14 protein-coding genes are annotated in these 14,788 nt (G+C 65.4%); 7 read left to right on the forward strand and 7 right to left on the reverse strand.

Features of this window, described 5'->3' with window-relative positions:
• Positions 1–83: 83 nt before the first annotated feature.
• Together GPL20_RS27210 and GPL20_RS27215 are read right to left on the reverse strand one after the other, a co-directional pair.
• Complete coding sequence (locus tag GPL20_RS27210; protein WP_157333433.1) at positions 84–545, reverse strand: DUF488 domain-containing protein; 462 nt, start codon at positions 543–545, stop codon at positions 84–86.
• A gap of 166 nt (positions 546–711) precedes the next feature.
• A complete protein-coding gene (locus tag GPL20_RS27215) occupies positions 712–1,548 on the reverse strand; it encodes a DUF72 domain-containing protein (protein ID WP_157333435.1) in 837 nt (278 codons plus the stop codon).
• 101 nt (positions 1,549–1,649) lie between these two features.
• On the opposite strand from GPL20_RS27215, the gene GPL20_RS27220 reads away from it, so the two are divergent.
• The 4 genes from GPL20_RS27220 to GPL20_RS27235 all read left to right on the forward strand — a co-directional run bounded on the left by GPL20_RS27220 (position 1,650) and on the right by GPL20_RS27235 (position 5,276).
• Entirely contained in the window at positions 1,650–2,030 is a 381-nt protein-coding gene (locus tag GPL20_RS27220) for a hypothetical protein (RefSeq protein ID WP_157333437.1), read from the forward strand.
• Positions 2,031–2,174: 144 nt separating this feature from the next.
• Entirely contained in the window at positions 2,175–2,375 is a 201-nt protein-coding gene (locus GPL20_RS27225) for a hypothetical protein (protein WP_157333439.1), read from the forward strand.
• Positions 2,376–2,621: 246 nt separating this feature from the next.
• Positions 2,622–3,767 carry a glycosyltransferase family 2 protein gene (locus GPL20_RS27230; protein ID WP_157333441.1) on the forward strand — a complete coding sequence of 382 codons (1,146 nt, stop codon included), beginning with the start codon at positions 2,622–2,624 and terminating at the stop codon, positions 3,765–3,767.
• Between the two features lie 6 nt (positions 3,768–3,773).
• Entirely contained in the window at positions 3,774–5,276 is a 1,503-nt protein-coding gene (locus GPL20_RS27235; protein ID WP_157333443.1) for a glycosyltransferase family 39 protein, read from the forward strand.
• A 179-nt stretch (positions 5,277–5,455) separates the two neighbouring features.
• On the opposite strand, the gene GPL20_RS27240 is transcribed toward GPL20_RS27235, so the two are convergent.
• Positions 5,456–7,342: a CHASE2 domain-containing protein gene (locus tag GPL20_RS27240; protein ID WP_157333445.1), complete on the reverse strand. Its 1,887-nt coding sequence runs from the start codon at positions 7,340–7,342 to the stop codon at positions 5,456–5,458.
• Between the two features lie 77 nt (positions 7,343–7,419).
• Positions 7,420–7,941, reverse strand: a complete 522-nt coding sequence (locus GPL20_RS27245) for a FecR domain-containing protein (protein WP_157333447.1) — start codon at positions 7,939–7,941, stop codon at positions 7,420–7,422.
• 685 nt (positions 7,942–8,626) lie between these two features.
• Here GPL20_RS27245 and GPL20_RS27250 point away from each other — a divergent pair.
• Positions 8,627–9,706 carry a DUF2778 domain-containing protein gene (locus tag GPL20_RS27250; protein WP_167533233.1) on the forward strand — a complete coding sequence of 360 codons (1,080 nt, stop codon included), beginning with the start codon at positions 8,627–8,629 and terminating at the stop codon, positions 9,704–9,706.
• A 7-nt stretch (positions 9,707–9,713) separates the two neighbouring features.
• Here GPL20_RS27250 and GPL20_RS27255 read toward each other — a convergent pair whose 3' ends face one another.
• Together GPL20_RS27255 and GPL20_RS27260 are read right to left on the reverse strand one after the other, a co-directional pair.
• The gene (locus GPL20_RS27255) at positions 9,714–10,343 is read right to left on the reverse strand and encodes a glutathione S-transferase N-terminal domain-containing protein (RefSeq protein WP_157333451.1); all 630 of its coding nucleotides are present in this window, start codon (positions 10,341–10,343) and stop codon (positions 9,714–9,716) included.
• 13 nt (positions 10,344–10,356) lie between these two features.
• Positions 10,357–10,950, reverse strand: a complete 594-nt coding sequence (locus GPL20_RS27260; RefSeq protein ID WP_157333453.1) for a cysteine hydrolase family protein — start codon at positions 10,948–10,950, stop codon at positions 10,357–10,359.
• A gap of 131 nt (positions 10,951–11,081) precedes the next feature.
• Here GPL20_RS27260 and GPL20_RS27265 point away from each other — a divergent pair, with 131 nt between their 5' ends.
• Complete coding sequence (locus GPL20_RS27265; protein ID WP_157333571.1) at positions 11,082–11,921, forward strand: LysR family transcriptional regulator; 840 nt, start codon at positions 11,082–11,084, stop codon at positions 11,919–11,921.
• A gap of 136 nt (positions 11,922–12,057) precedes the next feature.
• Positions 12,058–12,801, forward strand: a complete 744-nt coding sequence (gene lepB / locus GPL20_RS27270; protein ID WP_157333455.1) for a signal peptidase I — start codon at positions 12,058–12,060, stop codon at positions 12,799–12,801.
• Positions 12,802–13,108: 307 nt separating this feature from the next.
• On the opposite strand, the gene groL is transcribed toward lepB, so the two are convergent.
• Positions 13,109–14,749: a chaperonin GroEL gene (gene groL / locus GPL20_RS27275; RefSeq protein WP_157333457.1), complete on the reverse strand. Its 1,641-nt coding sequence runs from the start codon at positions 14,747–14,749 to the stop codon at positions 13,109–13,111.
• Between the last annotated feature and the right edge of the window lie 39 nt (positions 14,750–14,788).

Raw genomic sequence — 14,788 nt, forward strand, 5'->3', positions numbered from 1 at the left:
GACTCTGCCGCTCGATGGATTCTCAGGTGCGCAATTGCGCACCGTAGTTCGCGACTTCGTCGCGCCCCGGAATGACGAGAGAACTACACCTGCCGCCCCGCCAGGTTCTTCACCGCCACGCCATCGCGCTCCTGGATGATCTCCGCGATCATCTGGCGGTGGCAGTGGGTGTGGTCGCGCTCGTAGCAGAGCAGGCAGACTGGGCCGGCCTTCTTCACCAGTGCCGAGAGCTCGTCCATCTCTTCTCTCGCCTGCGGCGTCTTCAGGTGCTTTGAATAGATCTTCTCCAGCACGTCGTATTGCCCGCTGCGTGCAGCGAGGCGGCCCTCCTTGGGCGTGCCGAGCGCGGCGAGGTGGACATAGGCGATGCCGCGCTCGTCGAGTCCTGCGGAGAGCTGCTTCTTGGAAAAGCCCGGCCGGCGCGAGGACGTCACCGCGCGCACGTCGACCACGAGCTTGACCCCGGCCTGCTCCAGCTCGTCCAAAACCGCCTTGGGCGGCGTCTGCTCATAGCCGATGGTGAAGAGCCTTTTGGCCTTTGCCATGGGACACCTCAGGTTATGACACGGGAGGTCGTCATGCCCGGGCTTGTCCCGGGCATCCACGTTCTTCGTGCCAAGCGGCAAGTCGTGGATGGCCGGGACAAGCCCGGCCATGACGTGTAGAGGCTTTGATGCTCCTAATTGCGAGCAACATAGGTCATGGCCTAGCTCAGCTCACCCGCGCGATCAGTTCCATGGCGCCATGCGGGGCGCGCACCTTGCCCTCGTGAATGACATAGGCGAACACGTCTCGCGGCTCCTTCTTCGGCTTGGCCTTGTCAACCTTCGGCAGGTCGTCCGGTTCACTTCCCTCGGCCCAGTCCTGAAAGCGCTTGGCCCAGGCATCGAGCTGCTTCGGCGGATAGCAGGTCTTGATCTCGTCATTGCCCTTCTGGAGCCGGGCATAGACGAAGTCGCCGGCGACGTCGGCGATTGCCGGATATTTGCCGTGCTCGGCGAACACCACGGGCGTCTCGAACTCGCGGATCAGCGCGACGAAGTCCGGCGAGCAAAAGCTGTCATGGCGGACCTCGACGACATGGCGCAGCGCGCGCCCCTCGAGCTTGCGGGGTAGCAGCTCGAGGAACTTGCCGAAATCGGCGCCGTCGAATTTCTTGGTCGGCGCAAACTGCCAGAGCACCGGCCCGAGATGGTCGCCGAGTTCCAGTACGCCGGAATCGTAGAACCGTTTGATGGAATCGCCGGCTTCGCCGAGCACGCGGCGGTTGGTGGCGAAGCGCGGCCCCTTCACGGAGAACACGAAACCGTCGGGCACTTCGCTTGCCCATTTGCGGAAGCTCTCCGGCTTCTGCGAGCCGTAATAGGTGCCGTTGATCTCGATCGAGGTCAGCTTCGAGGCGGCGTAGGACAGCTCCTTCGCCTGCGTGAGCTTCTCCGGATAGAACACGCCGCGCCACGGCTCGAAGGTCCAGCCGCCGATGCCGATGAAGATGTTGCCGGACTTTTGGGACGCGGTTTTTGCTTTGGCCACGGGAGGATCTCGCATCGACGGGGAGGGACCTCATCCTAATCAAACCAGATGTGATTGGCCAGTTGGCCGGTCCCGTCTAAGCTCGCTGGCGAGACCCGCGAAGAAGGAGAACAAGAATGCGGATGCTGTTGGTGGGAGCCGCGCTTGTCATGATGACATCTGCTGCCATGATATCTTCGGCCATGGCGGATGACGACGACGCGAAAGGCGCGCAGAAGCTCGCCCAACAGGGCCGCGACGATTACTGGCATTGTTTGGCGCGGGAGTATTCCCGCGACAGCAATCAGGGCCTGTCGGAACAGGATTTCAGCCGCTCGGTCGCGGGCGCCTGTCCGTCGGAGCGGCAATACTATCGCGTCGCGCTGCTCGATTACCTCACCACGCAATATCCGAACATCGATTCCGGCGCCCATCTCGCCACCGCGAACAGGGCGGTGGAGTCGGCCCAGAAGGACATCGTGACCGCCTTCGTAAAGCACAGGCCGCCAGCAAAGTAGCGAATGGGGAGTGGCGAATGGCGAGTAGGGCAGAAGCCGGGTTGCCTCATTCGCTACTCACCATTCGCTATTCGCCCCCCGGCCCTTCCGGCCGCGCGCGCATCCATGGTATCAGTGGCGCATCTGGAACAGGGATGGGCTTCCATGTCGTCTGAGTCGGTGGGTGGCATTTTGGGCGCGATCGTCGCGGCGGTCGTGCTGGCGGTCGCCGTCGTCTTCGGGCCGATCGGCCAGTACGGCAAGCCCCCCAAGCCGGCGAAAGCCGAGCCGTCCTCTGCGGCCGCGCCCGCCGCGCCGGCCGCGCCCGCACCGCGGGGCCCGGTCATCAAGGAAGTCCCGAACTAGGCAGCGGCCGGAAAAAGGGTGCTTGCGGCCCCTTGCAATACGGTTTTGCCGTTCCTATCTAGCTCCTAACGGCGACGTTGAGCGACAACTCCGGCGCTGGGACGACCTTGGAATAGCTTGGGCTCGCGCCGGATGTACGCGCGGTCCGCCGTTCCGGGGTCGTTGGCATTTTAGGCCCTTTTGCGGCCGTTCCCGAGAAAATCCCCGGCTTGGCAGCGCAGGACGCGGCGGATATACGCTGCCGTCATGAATGAAGCGATCAGACCGGGCCCCGAGAACGCGCCGCAGGCCCCGCAGGCGGGTTTGCCGACGCCGGAATTGTCGGTGATCGTCCCGACCTTCAACGAGCGTGACAACGTCACCGTGCTGTACCGGCGGCTGGAGGCGGTGCTTGCCGGCATCGCCTGGGAGGTCGTGTTCGTCGACGACAACTCCCCTGATGGCACCTGGGACGTCGTGCGCGCGCTGGCCCGGCGCGACAGCCGCGTGCGCTGTGTCCGCCGTATCGGCCGCCGCGGCCTGTCGGGCGCCTGCATCGAGGGCATCCTGGCGTCCAGCGCGCCTTATGCGGCCGTCATCGACGCCGACCTCCAGCATGACGAGACGCAACTTCCGAAGATGCTGTCGCTGCTCGCGAGCGGGCAGGCCGAGCTCGTGGTCGGCAGCCGCTACATCGAAGGCTACAAGAGCGAAGGCTTCAACAAGCAGCGCGCCGGCGCCAGCGCGCTGGCGACCGAGGTCGCAAGGAAGATGCTGCGGGTCGAGATCGCCGATCCCATGAGCGGCTTCTTCATGATCCGCCGCGACCGTTTCGAGCAGCTTGCGCCGAAATTATCGGTGCACGGCTTCAAGATCCTGCTCGACGTCGTCGCGACCGCGCACGGCAGCTTACCGGCGGTCGAGATTCCCTACACCTTCGGCGCCCGCCAGCACGGCGAGAGCAAGCTCGATTCCATGGTGGCGCTCGACTTCCTTGGCCTCGTGCTGGCCAAGCTGACCAACGACATCGTCTCGCTGCGCTTCCTCCTGTTCGCGATGGTCGGCGGCATCGGTCTCGTGGTGCACCTGACCACGCTGTTCATCGCGCTTCAGCTGTTCAAGGCGCCGTTCGCGGAAGCGCAGGCCGCCGGCGCCATCGTCGCCATGACCAGCAATTTCATCCTCAACAACTTCCTCACCTATCGCGATCAGCGGCTGAAGGGCTTTGCGCTGCTGCGCGGCCTGATCGCCTTCTACATCGTGTGCAGCGTCGGCCTGTTCGCCAATGTCGGCGTCGCCTTCTCGGTCTACGACCAGGAGCCGATCTGGTGGCTGGCGGGCCTTGCCGGCGCACTGATGGGCGTGGTGTGGAACTACGCGATGTCCGGACTGTTCGTCTGGCGCAAGAAATAGTGCACGATGGGCGGAGCTGACGCGCGGATCGTCCGCAATACCGCGCTGGCGATTCTCGCGCTGGTCGGCTTGCGCCTGGTTGCGGCCGCATTCACGCCGATCACCTTCGACGAAGCCTATTACTGGATGTGGTCGAAGAATCTCGCGGGTGGTTACTACGACCACCCGCCGATGGTGGCCTACGTCATCCGCGCCGGCACCATGATCGCCGGCGACACCGAGCTCGGCGTCCGCCTGGTCTCGATCCTGCTGGCGCTGCCGATGAGCTATGCGGTCTACCGCTCGGCTGCGATCCTGTTCGGCGGCACGCGTGTGGCGGCCACCAGCGCCATCCTGCTCAACGTGACGATGATGGCCTCGGTCGGGACGCTGATCGTCACGCCCGATGCGCCGCTGCTGGTCGCCTCCAGCTTCGTGCTGTTCTTCCTCGCAAAAGTGCTGGAGACCGGCCGCGGTATCTGGTGGCTCGCCGTCGGCGCGGCCGTCGGTGCGGCGCTGCTGTCGAAATACACCGCGATGTTCTTTGGCGCCGCGATCCTGATCTGGCTCGTGGCCGTGCCAAAACTCCGGCACTGGTTTCTCTCGCCCTGGCCCTATCTCGGCGGCCTCGTTGCGCTGGCGCTGTTTTCACCGGTGATCCTCTGGAATTCGGATCATCAATGGGTGTCGTTCGCAAAACAGCTCGGACGCGCCAGGATCGAAGACTTCCGTCCCGTCTTCATCGCCGAGCTGATCCCGACCCAGATCGTGTTCGCAACCCCGCTCGTCTTCATCCTCGGCGCGATGGGCCTGCATGCGCTGACCTGGCACCGGGCCGGCGCGCTGGCCTCGCGTGTGCTGATCGAGACGATGTTCTGGACCATCGTCGTCTATTTCGTCTGGCATTCGCTGCATGCGCGTGTCGAGGCCAACTGGTTCGCGCCGGTCTATCCGCCCTTCGTCGTCGCGGCGGCGGCCGCGGCAAACCTCGTGCCGTGGAAGCCGCGCCAGCGGCGCCTGGCGGATTTCTGCCTGCGCTGGGCCGCTCCGGTCGGGATCGTGATGTTTGCCGCGCTGATCGTGCAGGCCAATACCGGCTGGCTGTCCGGATATCGCCGCGATGCCACCGTGCGCAGCGTCGGCGTCGGCTGGCGCGAGCTCGCCGCGGAGATCGAAGCGGTGCGTGCCCGGACTGGCGCGAGCTGCGTCCTCGCGCCGGATTACGGCACCACCGGCTGGCTCGCCTTCTATCTGCCGCGCGGCACCTGCGTGGCGCAGCAGAACCAGCGCATCCGCTGGGTCAATATGGGCGAGCCCGATCCGAAGCTGCTTTCCGGCAAGCTGCTCTATCTCGACGAACTGCGCCCGGGCGGCCATCCCTTCCTCGACGATCTCTTTGCGCAGGTGACGCAAGTTGCGCAATTGCAGCGCAAGCGCGGCCCGCTCGTGGTCGAGACCTACAGCATCAATCTCCTGGAAGGCGCCAGGGGCGACGTGCTGGACCGCTCGCCGCCGCCGGAAGCAAGGTAGTTGTTTGTCGTCCCCGCGGCCGCCACACCGTAGTCCCTGCGAACGCAGGGACCCATACCGCGTGATCTCTCCATGAGCGCAGGTGTCCATACCGCGGCAATACCTGCTCACTAACAGTCTCCGCCAAACTTCTCCCTGCGGTTATGGATCCCCGCGTTCGCGGGGATGACAGCGGAGGTTCAGTCGATCATCTCGGCCCTGGCCGCAGCCTGGTCCGGCCGGTTCTGATCGCGCCAGAACCAGACGGTGACGACGCCGGAGCGGCCGCGGACCTGTGTCAGCAGGGGGCCTGTCAGGATGCCGTCGGGAGCGCCGTGGAAATCGGCCGCATCCAGCAGGGTATCGGTCAGCGCGAGCCGCGCCTCGTTCTGGGCGGCGACCTCCATCAGCCGGCTCGCGACGTTGACGGTGTCGCCCGTCGCCGTGATGTGCTGGTGGCTTTCGCCGAGACGGGAGGCGATGATCGGGCCGAAATGCGCGCCGATCTTGAAGCCGATCTGGCTTCCGAGCGCGGACGGCAGCGACGCGATCCAGCCTTCGACGTTGCGATGCAGGTCGATCGCGCATTTGAGCGCGCGCGCCGCGTCGTCTGGCATTGCGCCGGGCAGTCCGAACAGGATCATGGCGCCGTCGCCGAGAAAGCCGGTGATCATGCCGCCGCAATCGACGGCTGCCTTGTCGATCCGGGCGTGAAACGCCTTCAGCATGTCCTGGAGCACGTCGGGATCGATCCGCTCGCTGAGCGCGGTAAAGCCGGAGAGATCGATGAAGACGACGGCCGCGTCCTGCCGGACGGGCTTCGACAGGAAATTGGGATCGCGCGCGAGCCACTCCTGCATCGCCGGCGCCTGGAATTGCGCGAGCGAGCGGCTCTTCGCGGCGAGATATTGCGTGCGGCGGCCTCCTGCCCACAACTGCACGCCGGCAAAGACCGCCACCGGCGGCACCGTGGCCGCGAGCGTGGTCGCGGCGTTCAGCCAGACGCCATGCGTAAACGCGAAGACGTTCAGCCCGGCCCAGGCCATCATCACCGCGGCTGCCGCGACGAGGCCAAGCGCGCTGCGCCGCCAGGCGAGCAGGCCGACCAGCAGCATCGGCAGCAGGATCGCGGTGAGCGCTTCGACGATGTGAACCTTGCGGTTGCGCATGATGCCGTCGCCGGCGACGAGATGGGTGATCGCGGTGGAGATCACCTCGACGCCGGGCATGAGCGAATCGAACGGCGTCGGAAAGAAATCGCCGCCGCCGGCGACCGAGGCGCCGATCACGACGATCCTGTTTTCGATCGCCGCGCGATTGAGCGTGCCGTCGAAGATGCTCTGCGCGCTGACGGTGCGGATGGTGCGGCGCGGGCCGTAATAGGTGATCGGCAGCGCGAAGTCGGTGTCGGTCGGCACCGCGCGGTCGCCGAGCATCAACTGGTCCGGTGCGATCGTCAGCGGCTTGTCGAGCGCGCGGCTCGCGACCCGCAGCGGAAATGACAGCTCGACCTTGTCGCGGGTCCGGAACAGCATCGGCATCGAGAGCGGCGAGCCCGATTGTCCCGTGGCGACGTTGACGACGCCGACCTCGGCGTGATCGGCGAAGGCGGGCAGCGGCAGCAGGAAGCGCTCGGCCTGCGGCAGCACGGCGAGGGGACCGTGGCTGCCGGGTCCCACGGTCTCGCTGGCGGACGGGAAGATCGCCGCGGCAGCGAGGATCATCGGTCCGGTGGCGAGCGTGTTGGCCAGCGTGGCATCCCCGATCGCAGCACTGCGGTCGACCAGCAAGAGGTCGATCGCGACCACCTTCGGCTTGAACTGCACGATGGTGTCGACGACACGGGCGAGATCGGCGCGCGGCAGCGGGTAGCTGCCGCCGCGTTTGACGACGGTATCGTCGATCGCGACGATGGTGACGAGATCGGGTGGGGCCTGCACGCCGCGAACCTGGGTCCGCCAATCCGTCAGCGTCGCCTCGAGCCGGTCGAGAAAGCGCAGGTGGCCGTTGGCGTGAGCGGCATAGATGCCCGCGCCCCACAGCGCGGTGAGGACGAGTGCCACCAGGATCTGAACGCGTCTATTCATTACGCCGTACTGCAATCTTCCCTGTTGTTCGGGCTTTGCCAACCAGAGCTCGTTGTCCGCACCTTGCTGACGGGGCCCTACTGACCGAGCCTCGCCATCAGCGCGTCGACGCGCGGCTGGCCCCATGTCTTGACGGTCAGTGGCCCGGTCGCCTCGACATCGACGCCTTCGCCGGGGCCCAGCACGACGCCGCGACCGCGCGCCCTGCGGGTCACGCCGACCCGGCCGTCAGCGACGAAAACCGAGGTCTTGGCCTCAGCAACGTCGACGGCCCATCTGGTGCCGCGCACCGCGGCAATCGCCTGCGGCGTCAGCACCTTGAACGGATTGCCGCCGCGCTTCCTGGGCACGTCGACCAGCAGGGCTTTGTTGCTCAATTCCACGGAGTCTATATGTCCGTCGCGGTTGGCGTCCTTAAGTTCAAATCGGGCGCCGTTTTCCGCAACGATGGTGATGCCGTTGTCGCAGCGCCAGGTCTGGGTGCCGGCGGCGGATGGCGAGGCGGTACAACCCGCATTGGCAGGCTGCGCGGCCGCGTATCCCATCAACAACAACGACCACGCCAGAGCGAAACATCCGGCGCGCGCGATCCCTCTCATGCCAGCCTCCGTTTGCGTGCTCGGCACAGTTCAAGGCGATGTTGATACGGTACCGTATCACACGCAGAGGCTGCTGAAAAGTGCCGCTCTCGCAGCTATTTCGTCGCTGCGGCCTTTTCCAGACCGGCGCAATCAACTTTCGGTCAGCACACCTGGCCCGCGCGAGCGCTTGGCGCGGTGTCTGATGTGCAGTTGTCGTTGCTCGGATCAGCCAGCGCTGGTGCATCGCGCGGGGCCAAAGCGGCACGGTCCACCAGCCTCGCACAACGCTTCGCGGCTATGGTCAGGTGGCTTTGATGACCACGAAAAGGACTAGGTTGGGTGCGTTTAGAGAGGCGGCCGGAGACGTCCGTTGAACGCACCGATCTGGCCGAGAATTATAGTTAACAACGTCGTCTAAGTCCGTAGTTCTGCGGGCTTTTTTCTCAAAATGGGACGGCCTTAACGTGTTGCCCCATATCCGCCCGAACTTAATCCGCATTTAACTAAAAGTCGCCTTAATGACGCTCCGACCTCCTGCGAGATGCTGGTTTCGGACCGTGACCAGCAGCGGCACTTCGAAGGGGGACTGAGTGACACCGTCCTGGACGCAAGGCGAATGAGTAAGAGTATCGCTGCGCAGAGTAACGCGGCACGGAAGTCCAAGAAATTCTCGAAGAATTCATCTCGGAAATCTTCCCGGAAAATGACCACCACCAATTGGCTTGGCGCCGCGGCGATCGGCTGCGCCGTGCTCGGCGCCGGCTGGGCCATCTACAGCAACATCCTCGGCGCCAGCGTCTATCCGACCGTCGGCAGCATCGGTTACGACGAACCCGTGATCAAGCGCGCGCCCAAGGTCGTGCTGCGCGAGGCGGGCGAGGCCATCAATGAAGCCTTCGCGCTGTTGCCCGACCGTTTGCAGGTGGCCGCCCCGATCTCGCGCGAGATGTTCAACGAGCGCTTTGCTGCGGCCGCGACCCAGGGCGTGGAATCGAATGCGGCGAGCGCCGCGCCTGCAACCAAGGTTGCCGAGGCCAAGGAAACGAAGGACGCGCCGAAGCCGGGCGTGATCGCGAAGGTCGCGGAAGCGCTGAAGCCGGCCTCGACCAGGAACGCGGACACTGCGAAGGCCAGGCGCGCTGACGCGTCGGTGCAGCTGGCCTCGGCCGATCCGGCCGAGATCGTGCCGGCGCCCGAGGCAAAACCAAAATCCTTCGCCGATCGCGCCAAGGCCGCGGTGATGTCGATCACCGGTCCGCGCCAGTCGATGGTCGAGAAGCTCTGGGGCAAGCGTGAGCCGTCCGGCGGGCTGCTCGCCTACGCCTCGGCCGATGCCAGCGTGACTGCTTCCATCGCGCCGAAGGAGCAGAACCCGATGTTCGGCGGTGCGCCGCCCTATGAGCGTGACACCGCGGTCTACGACATCACCGCCAAAACGGTGTATCTGCCCGACGGCACCAAGCTCGAGGCGCATTCCGGCCTCGGCTCCAATCTCGACGATCCGCGCTCCCAGCGCACCCGCATGCGCGGCGTGACGCCGCCGCACATCTACACGCTGAAGCCGCGCGAAGCGCTGTTCCACGGCGTGCCGGCACTGCGCCTGACCCCGATCGGCGGCGAAAGCGCGATCTACGGCCGCGACGGCCTGCTCGCCCACACCTTCATGCTCGGGCCGAACGGCGATTCCAACGGCTGCGTGTCGTTCAGGGACTATTACGCGTTCCTCGACGCCTACCGCAACAAGGGCATCCGCAAGCTCGCGGTGCTGGCGCGGGTGGAGTGAGGCGCGCTCAAGCCGCCATCGTCTTGCGCAGGGCCATCTCGGTTGCAATCGCCTCCCGCACGGCGGGCCGCGCCTGCATGCGCTCCAGATAGGACGACAACGCCGGCCATTGCGCGATGTCGACGCCTGCGGGACGGAGCAGCAGCAAGGCCCAGGTGAGGTGGGCATCAGCGACGGTGAAACTGTTGCCGACGAGGAATTCGCGGTTGGCCAAGTGCATGGCGGGCACCGACAATGTCTGTGCGATCCTGGCACGCGGCTTGGCGAGCGAGCCGTCGTCCTTGTACCAGAAGGTCGGATACAGGAACGCCTTGTGGATCTCGGCGCCGATGAAGCTCAGCCATTCCTGGAGGCGATAGCGGTCTGGATCGCCGAACCTCGGTGCAAGGCCCGCCTCGGGCTTCACGTCGGCGATGTATTGCAGCACGGCCGCGCTCTCGGTCAGCCGGTCGCCGTTCTCCAGGACCAGGACCGGCACCGCGCCCTTCGGCGAAATGGCGCGGAAATCGCTGCCGTCGTCCACGACCTGCTTGGTCCAGATATGGGCGAGGTGATATTGCGCCTCGATGCCGGCCTCCAGCAGCGCGATACGGCTGGCGAGCGAGCAGGCCATCGGAAAGAAATAGAGTTGCAGCATCTCGGCGCTCCCGTCACGTCAGCGCATCGCCATGCGCGATGATCGCGAAGCGGTCTGACAGCTCGGCGAGCGCGACCTCGTGAACCGTTCTTGCGGCGAGTGCTCCGCCACGCCCGTCGGGCAGATCGCGCGTGGCGCAGGCATCGGCCGCGATGGTGGTCCGCAAGCCGAGATCGAGTGCCGCGCGTGCTGTCGAACTGACGCACATATGGGTCATGAAGCCCGCCAGCACGATGTTCTTGCGCCCGGTCGCCGCCAATCGGGCCTGCAGATCGGTGCCGGCGAAGGCGTTCGGCAGCGCTTTCTCGATCACCGGCTCGGCCGCGAGCGGTGTCAGGTCGGCGACGATCGCGCCGCGCTCGGCCTCGCGGTCGAACAGGCCGCCGGCGCGGCCCTTGTGCGCGACATGGAAGATCGCGGCGCCGCTCGCCCTCGCGCGGGCGAGCAGGCGGGCGGCCGCGGCGATCGCAACCTTCGCATCGGGCAGGGCCAGCGGGCCGGCGCAATATTCGTTCTGGATGTCGATCAGCACGAGGCAGGACTCACCGAGTTTCGGCGGATTGAGATCGGCGCCGGCGAGTTCGAGCAGGGTTTTGGGAGCGGTCATGCTGGTCAGGCCTTCTTGCGAATATCGGATGGCGTGACACTAGCGCGGCGACGGCCTGCCATTGTGCAGGACTATTGCAGCATATGGCTGCAAATTTGCAGGGCGAAGCGCCGCCTGCTAGGCTCGCGGCGATGAACTGGGACGATCTGCGCATCATCGCCGCGGTGAGGGACGAGGGCACCTATGCCGGCGCCAGCGCGCGGCTGCGCATCGACGAGACCACGGTCGGCCGCAGGCTCGCGCGTATCCAGCGCAATCTCGGCGTGCCGCTGTTCGATGCGGTGGACGGCCTGCGCCGGCCGACGCGGCATTGCGAGGCGGTGCTCGAGCATGTCAGCGCGATGGCCGCGCATGTCGCGGCGATCGACCGCATCGGCGAGAGCCAGCCCGGTCCGGTCGGCCGCCTGCGCATCGCCTCGACCAATGCGGTCGCCGAAGAGCTGCTGGCGCCGCACGCAAGCGCGTTCCTGCGCGATCACCCCGGCCTGACCCTGCAATTCCTGACCTCTAGCGGCAACGTCAAGTTCTCGCGCTGGCAGGCCGACCTCGCCATCCGCTTGCGCAAGCCGGAGAAGGGCGACTTCACCATCTCCAAGCTCGCCGATGTCAGGCTGTATTTCTTCGAGCCCGTGGACCGCAGCGGCGGCGAGCCGGTCGCCTGTGTCTATCCCGACGAGCTCGACGCGATCCCGGAAGCGCAGTTTTTGCGTGCGAAGCGTCTGAAGAACGTGCGCTGCGTCACCGACAACGTGCGCATCATCCGCATCATGATCCAGTCGCATCAGGCTATCGGCGTGCTGCCCGAACATAGCTGCGGGGCGCTGCTCGCCGACCGCAGCCTGCGCGCAACGCTGCTGCCGAGGCGGCGCGATGTCTGGCTGCTGGTGCAGAACCATCTGAAGCGCGATCCGGCGACGCGGCTCACCATCGAATGGGTGCGGCACTGCTTCAAGGATCTTTCGCACCGCTGACCGCGGGTCGGTGCCCAGGGCCCTTCGTTGAACGCAGTCTGCGCAAGGCGCGACCAAATTCGGAGATTGCAGGGGATTGTGCGCGCCCACAGGTTGCGTAATCTCGTGCCAGTTGCGGTTCGATCAGGGCAGGCGCATGACCATTCTTCAGGAAACGATCCGGCCCTCGCGTGCGCAATCGCGGGAATGGAAGGCGATCATCGTGCTGATCCTGCTGATCCCGGTGCTGTGGTCGCCGCCGTTCCTGTTTCGCTTCTTCCTGTATCAGCCGTTCAACATCCCGTCTGGTTCGATGTCGCCGACGCTGACGGTCGGCGACTATGTGTTCGCCGCGAAATATGCCTATGGCTACGGCCGCTATTCGTTTCCTTTCGCGCCGTCCTGGATCTCGGGCCGCATCTTTGCCGCCGAGCCCGAATATGGCGACATCGTCGTGTTCCGGACGCCGAAGGACACCTCGGTCGACTACGTCAAGCGCGTGGTCGGGCTGCCCGGCGACCGCATCCAGATGCGGCAGGGGCAGCTCTTACTGAACGACAGGCCGGTGACGCGCGTCGCGCTCGAGATGGGGCTCGCCGGCACCGCCTGTGGAGGCGACCTCAAGGTCAAGCGCTGGCGCGAGACGCTGCCGAGCGGTGCGTCTTATGTAACCTACGACTGCGTCGACAACGGCTTTCTCGACAACACGAACGTCTACACCGTGCCTCCCGGCCATTTCTTCGTGCTCGGCGACAACCGCGACAATTCCACCGATAGCCGCATGGCGTCGTCCATGGGATTCATCCCGATGGACAATCTCGTCGGCAAGGTGACGCGGATCTTCTGGTCGCTCGACGAAGACGGCGAGCCGCACATGGAGCGGCTGGGGAAGGTGGAATGAGGGTCCGGCTGTCATTCCGGGGCGGCGCGAAGCGCCGAGCTATGGTGCGCAATTGCGCACCTGAGAATCCATAACCACAGGCGGATGGAATGGCCCACTATGTCCATCGTCCGCGGCTGATCGAGGAGCAGAACCCGAACTGGGATGATCTCTACCCCGGGATAACCAACTGAGGTTCGTGGTTATGGATTCCGGGCTCGCGCGCAAGGGGCGCGCGCCCCGGAATGACGGGAGGAGAGCGTTTGCCCCCAAAACAAAAACCCCGGCATCGCTGCCGGGGTTTCGTAGTCCTTGAGGTGGCCGGACCTTAGAAGTCCATGCCGCCCATGCCGCCGCCCGGGGGCATTGCGGGGCCGGCGCCGCCCTTCTTGGGCAGCTCGGCGACCATGGCTTCCGTGGTGATCAGCAGAGCTGCAACCGAGGCTGCGTTCTGGATCGCGGTACGGACCACCTTGGTCGGGTCGATGATGCCCTTCTTGACGAGGTCGGCATAGTCGCCGGTCTGGGAGTCGAAGCCGTAATTGTAGGCCTTGTTCTCCAGGATCTTGCCGACGATCACCGAGCCGTCTTCACCGGCGTTGATCGCGATCTGGCGGGCGGGTGCCGACAGCGCCTTGCGCACGATCTCGACGCCGGTCTTCTGGTCGTCGTTCTTGGTGCGCAGGCCCTTGAGCTGCTCGGAGGCACGGAGCAGGGCGACGCCGCCGCCCGGAACGATGCCTTCTTCCACAGCCGCACGGGTCGCATGCATCGCGTCATCAACGCGATCCTTGCGCTCCTTCACCTCGACCTCGGTCGCGCCGCCGACGCGGATCACCGCGACGCCGCCCGCGAGCTTGGCGAGACGCTCCTGGAGCTTCTCACGGTCGTAGTCCGAGGTGGTCTCCTCGATCTGCGCCTTGATCTGGGCGACGCGCGCCTCGATGTCGGCCTTCTTGCCGGCGCCGTTGACGATCGTGGTGTTCTCCTTGTCGATCATCACCTTCTTGGCGCGACCGAGCATGTTGAGCGTGACGTTCTCGAGCTTGATGCCGAGATCTTCCGAGATCGCCTGGCCGCCGGTCAGGATCGCGATGTCCTGCAGCATGGCCTTGCGGCGATCGCCGAAGCCCGGAGCCTTGACGGCCGCAACCTTCAGGCCGCCGCGCAGGCGGTTCACGACGAGGGTGGCGAGGGCTTCGCCTTCGACGTCCTCGGCGACGATGACCAGCGGCTTGCCGGTCTGCACCACGGCCTCGAGCAGCGGCAGCAGCTCGTTCAGCGAGGAGAGCTTCTTCTCGTTGATGAGGATGTAGGCGTCGTCCATCTCAACGCGCATCTTGTCGGCGTTGGTGACGAAGTAGGGCGAGATGTAGCCGCGGTCGAACTGCATGCCCTCGACGACGTCGAGCTCGGTCTCGAGCGACTTGGCTTCCTCGACGGTGATGACACCCTCGTTGCCGACCTTCTTCATGGCGTCAGCGAGGAACTTGCCGATCTCCGCGTCGCCGTTGGCCGAGATGGTGCCGACCTGGGCGATCTCGTCGTTCGAGGTGACCTTCTTCGAGTTCTTCTCGAGGTCGGCCACGACGGCCTCGACCGCGAGGTCGATACCGCGCTTGAGGTCCATCGGGTTCATGCCGGCGGCAACCGACTTGGCGCCTTCCTTCACGATCGCCTGGGCCAGCACGGTGGCGGTGGTGGTGCCGTCGCCGGCCGCGTCAGCGGACTTGGAGGCGACTTCGCGCACCATCTGGGCGCCCATGTTCTCGAACTTGTCGTCGAGCTCGATCTCCTTGGCGACGGTGACGCCGTCCTTGGTGATGCGAGGAGCGCCGAACGACTTGTCGAGCACGACGTTGCGGCCCTTCGGACCGAGCGTGACCTTCACCGCGTTGGCGAGAACGTCGACGCCGCGCAGCATCTTGTCGCGCGCCTCAACCGAGAATTTGACTTCTTTGGCTGCCATCTGGATTTTTCCTTGAGGATTGACTGGAGGGAGGGAGGG

Source organism: Bradyrhizobium cajani (assembly GCF_009759665.1).
Classification (GTDB): Bacteria; Pseudomonadota; Alphaproteobacteria; order Rhizobiales; family Xanthobacteraceae; genus Bradyrhizobium; species Bradyrhizobium cajani.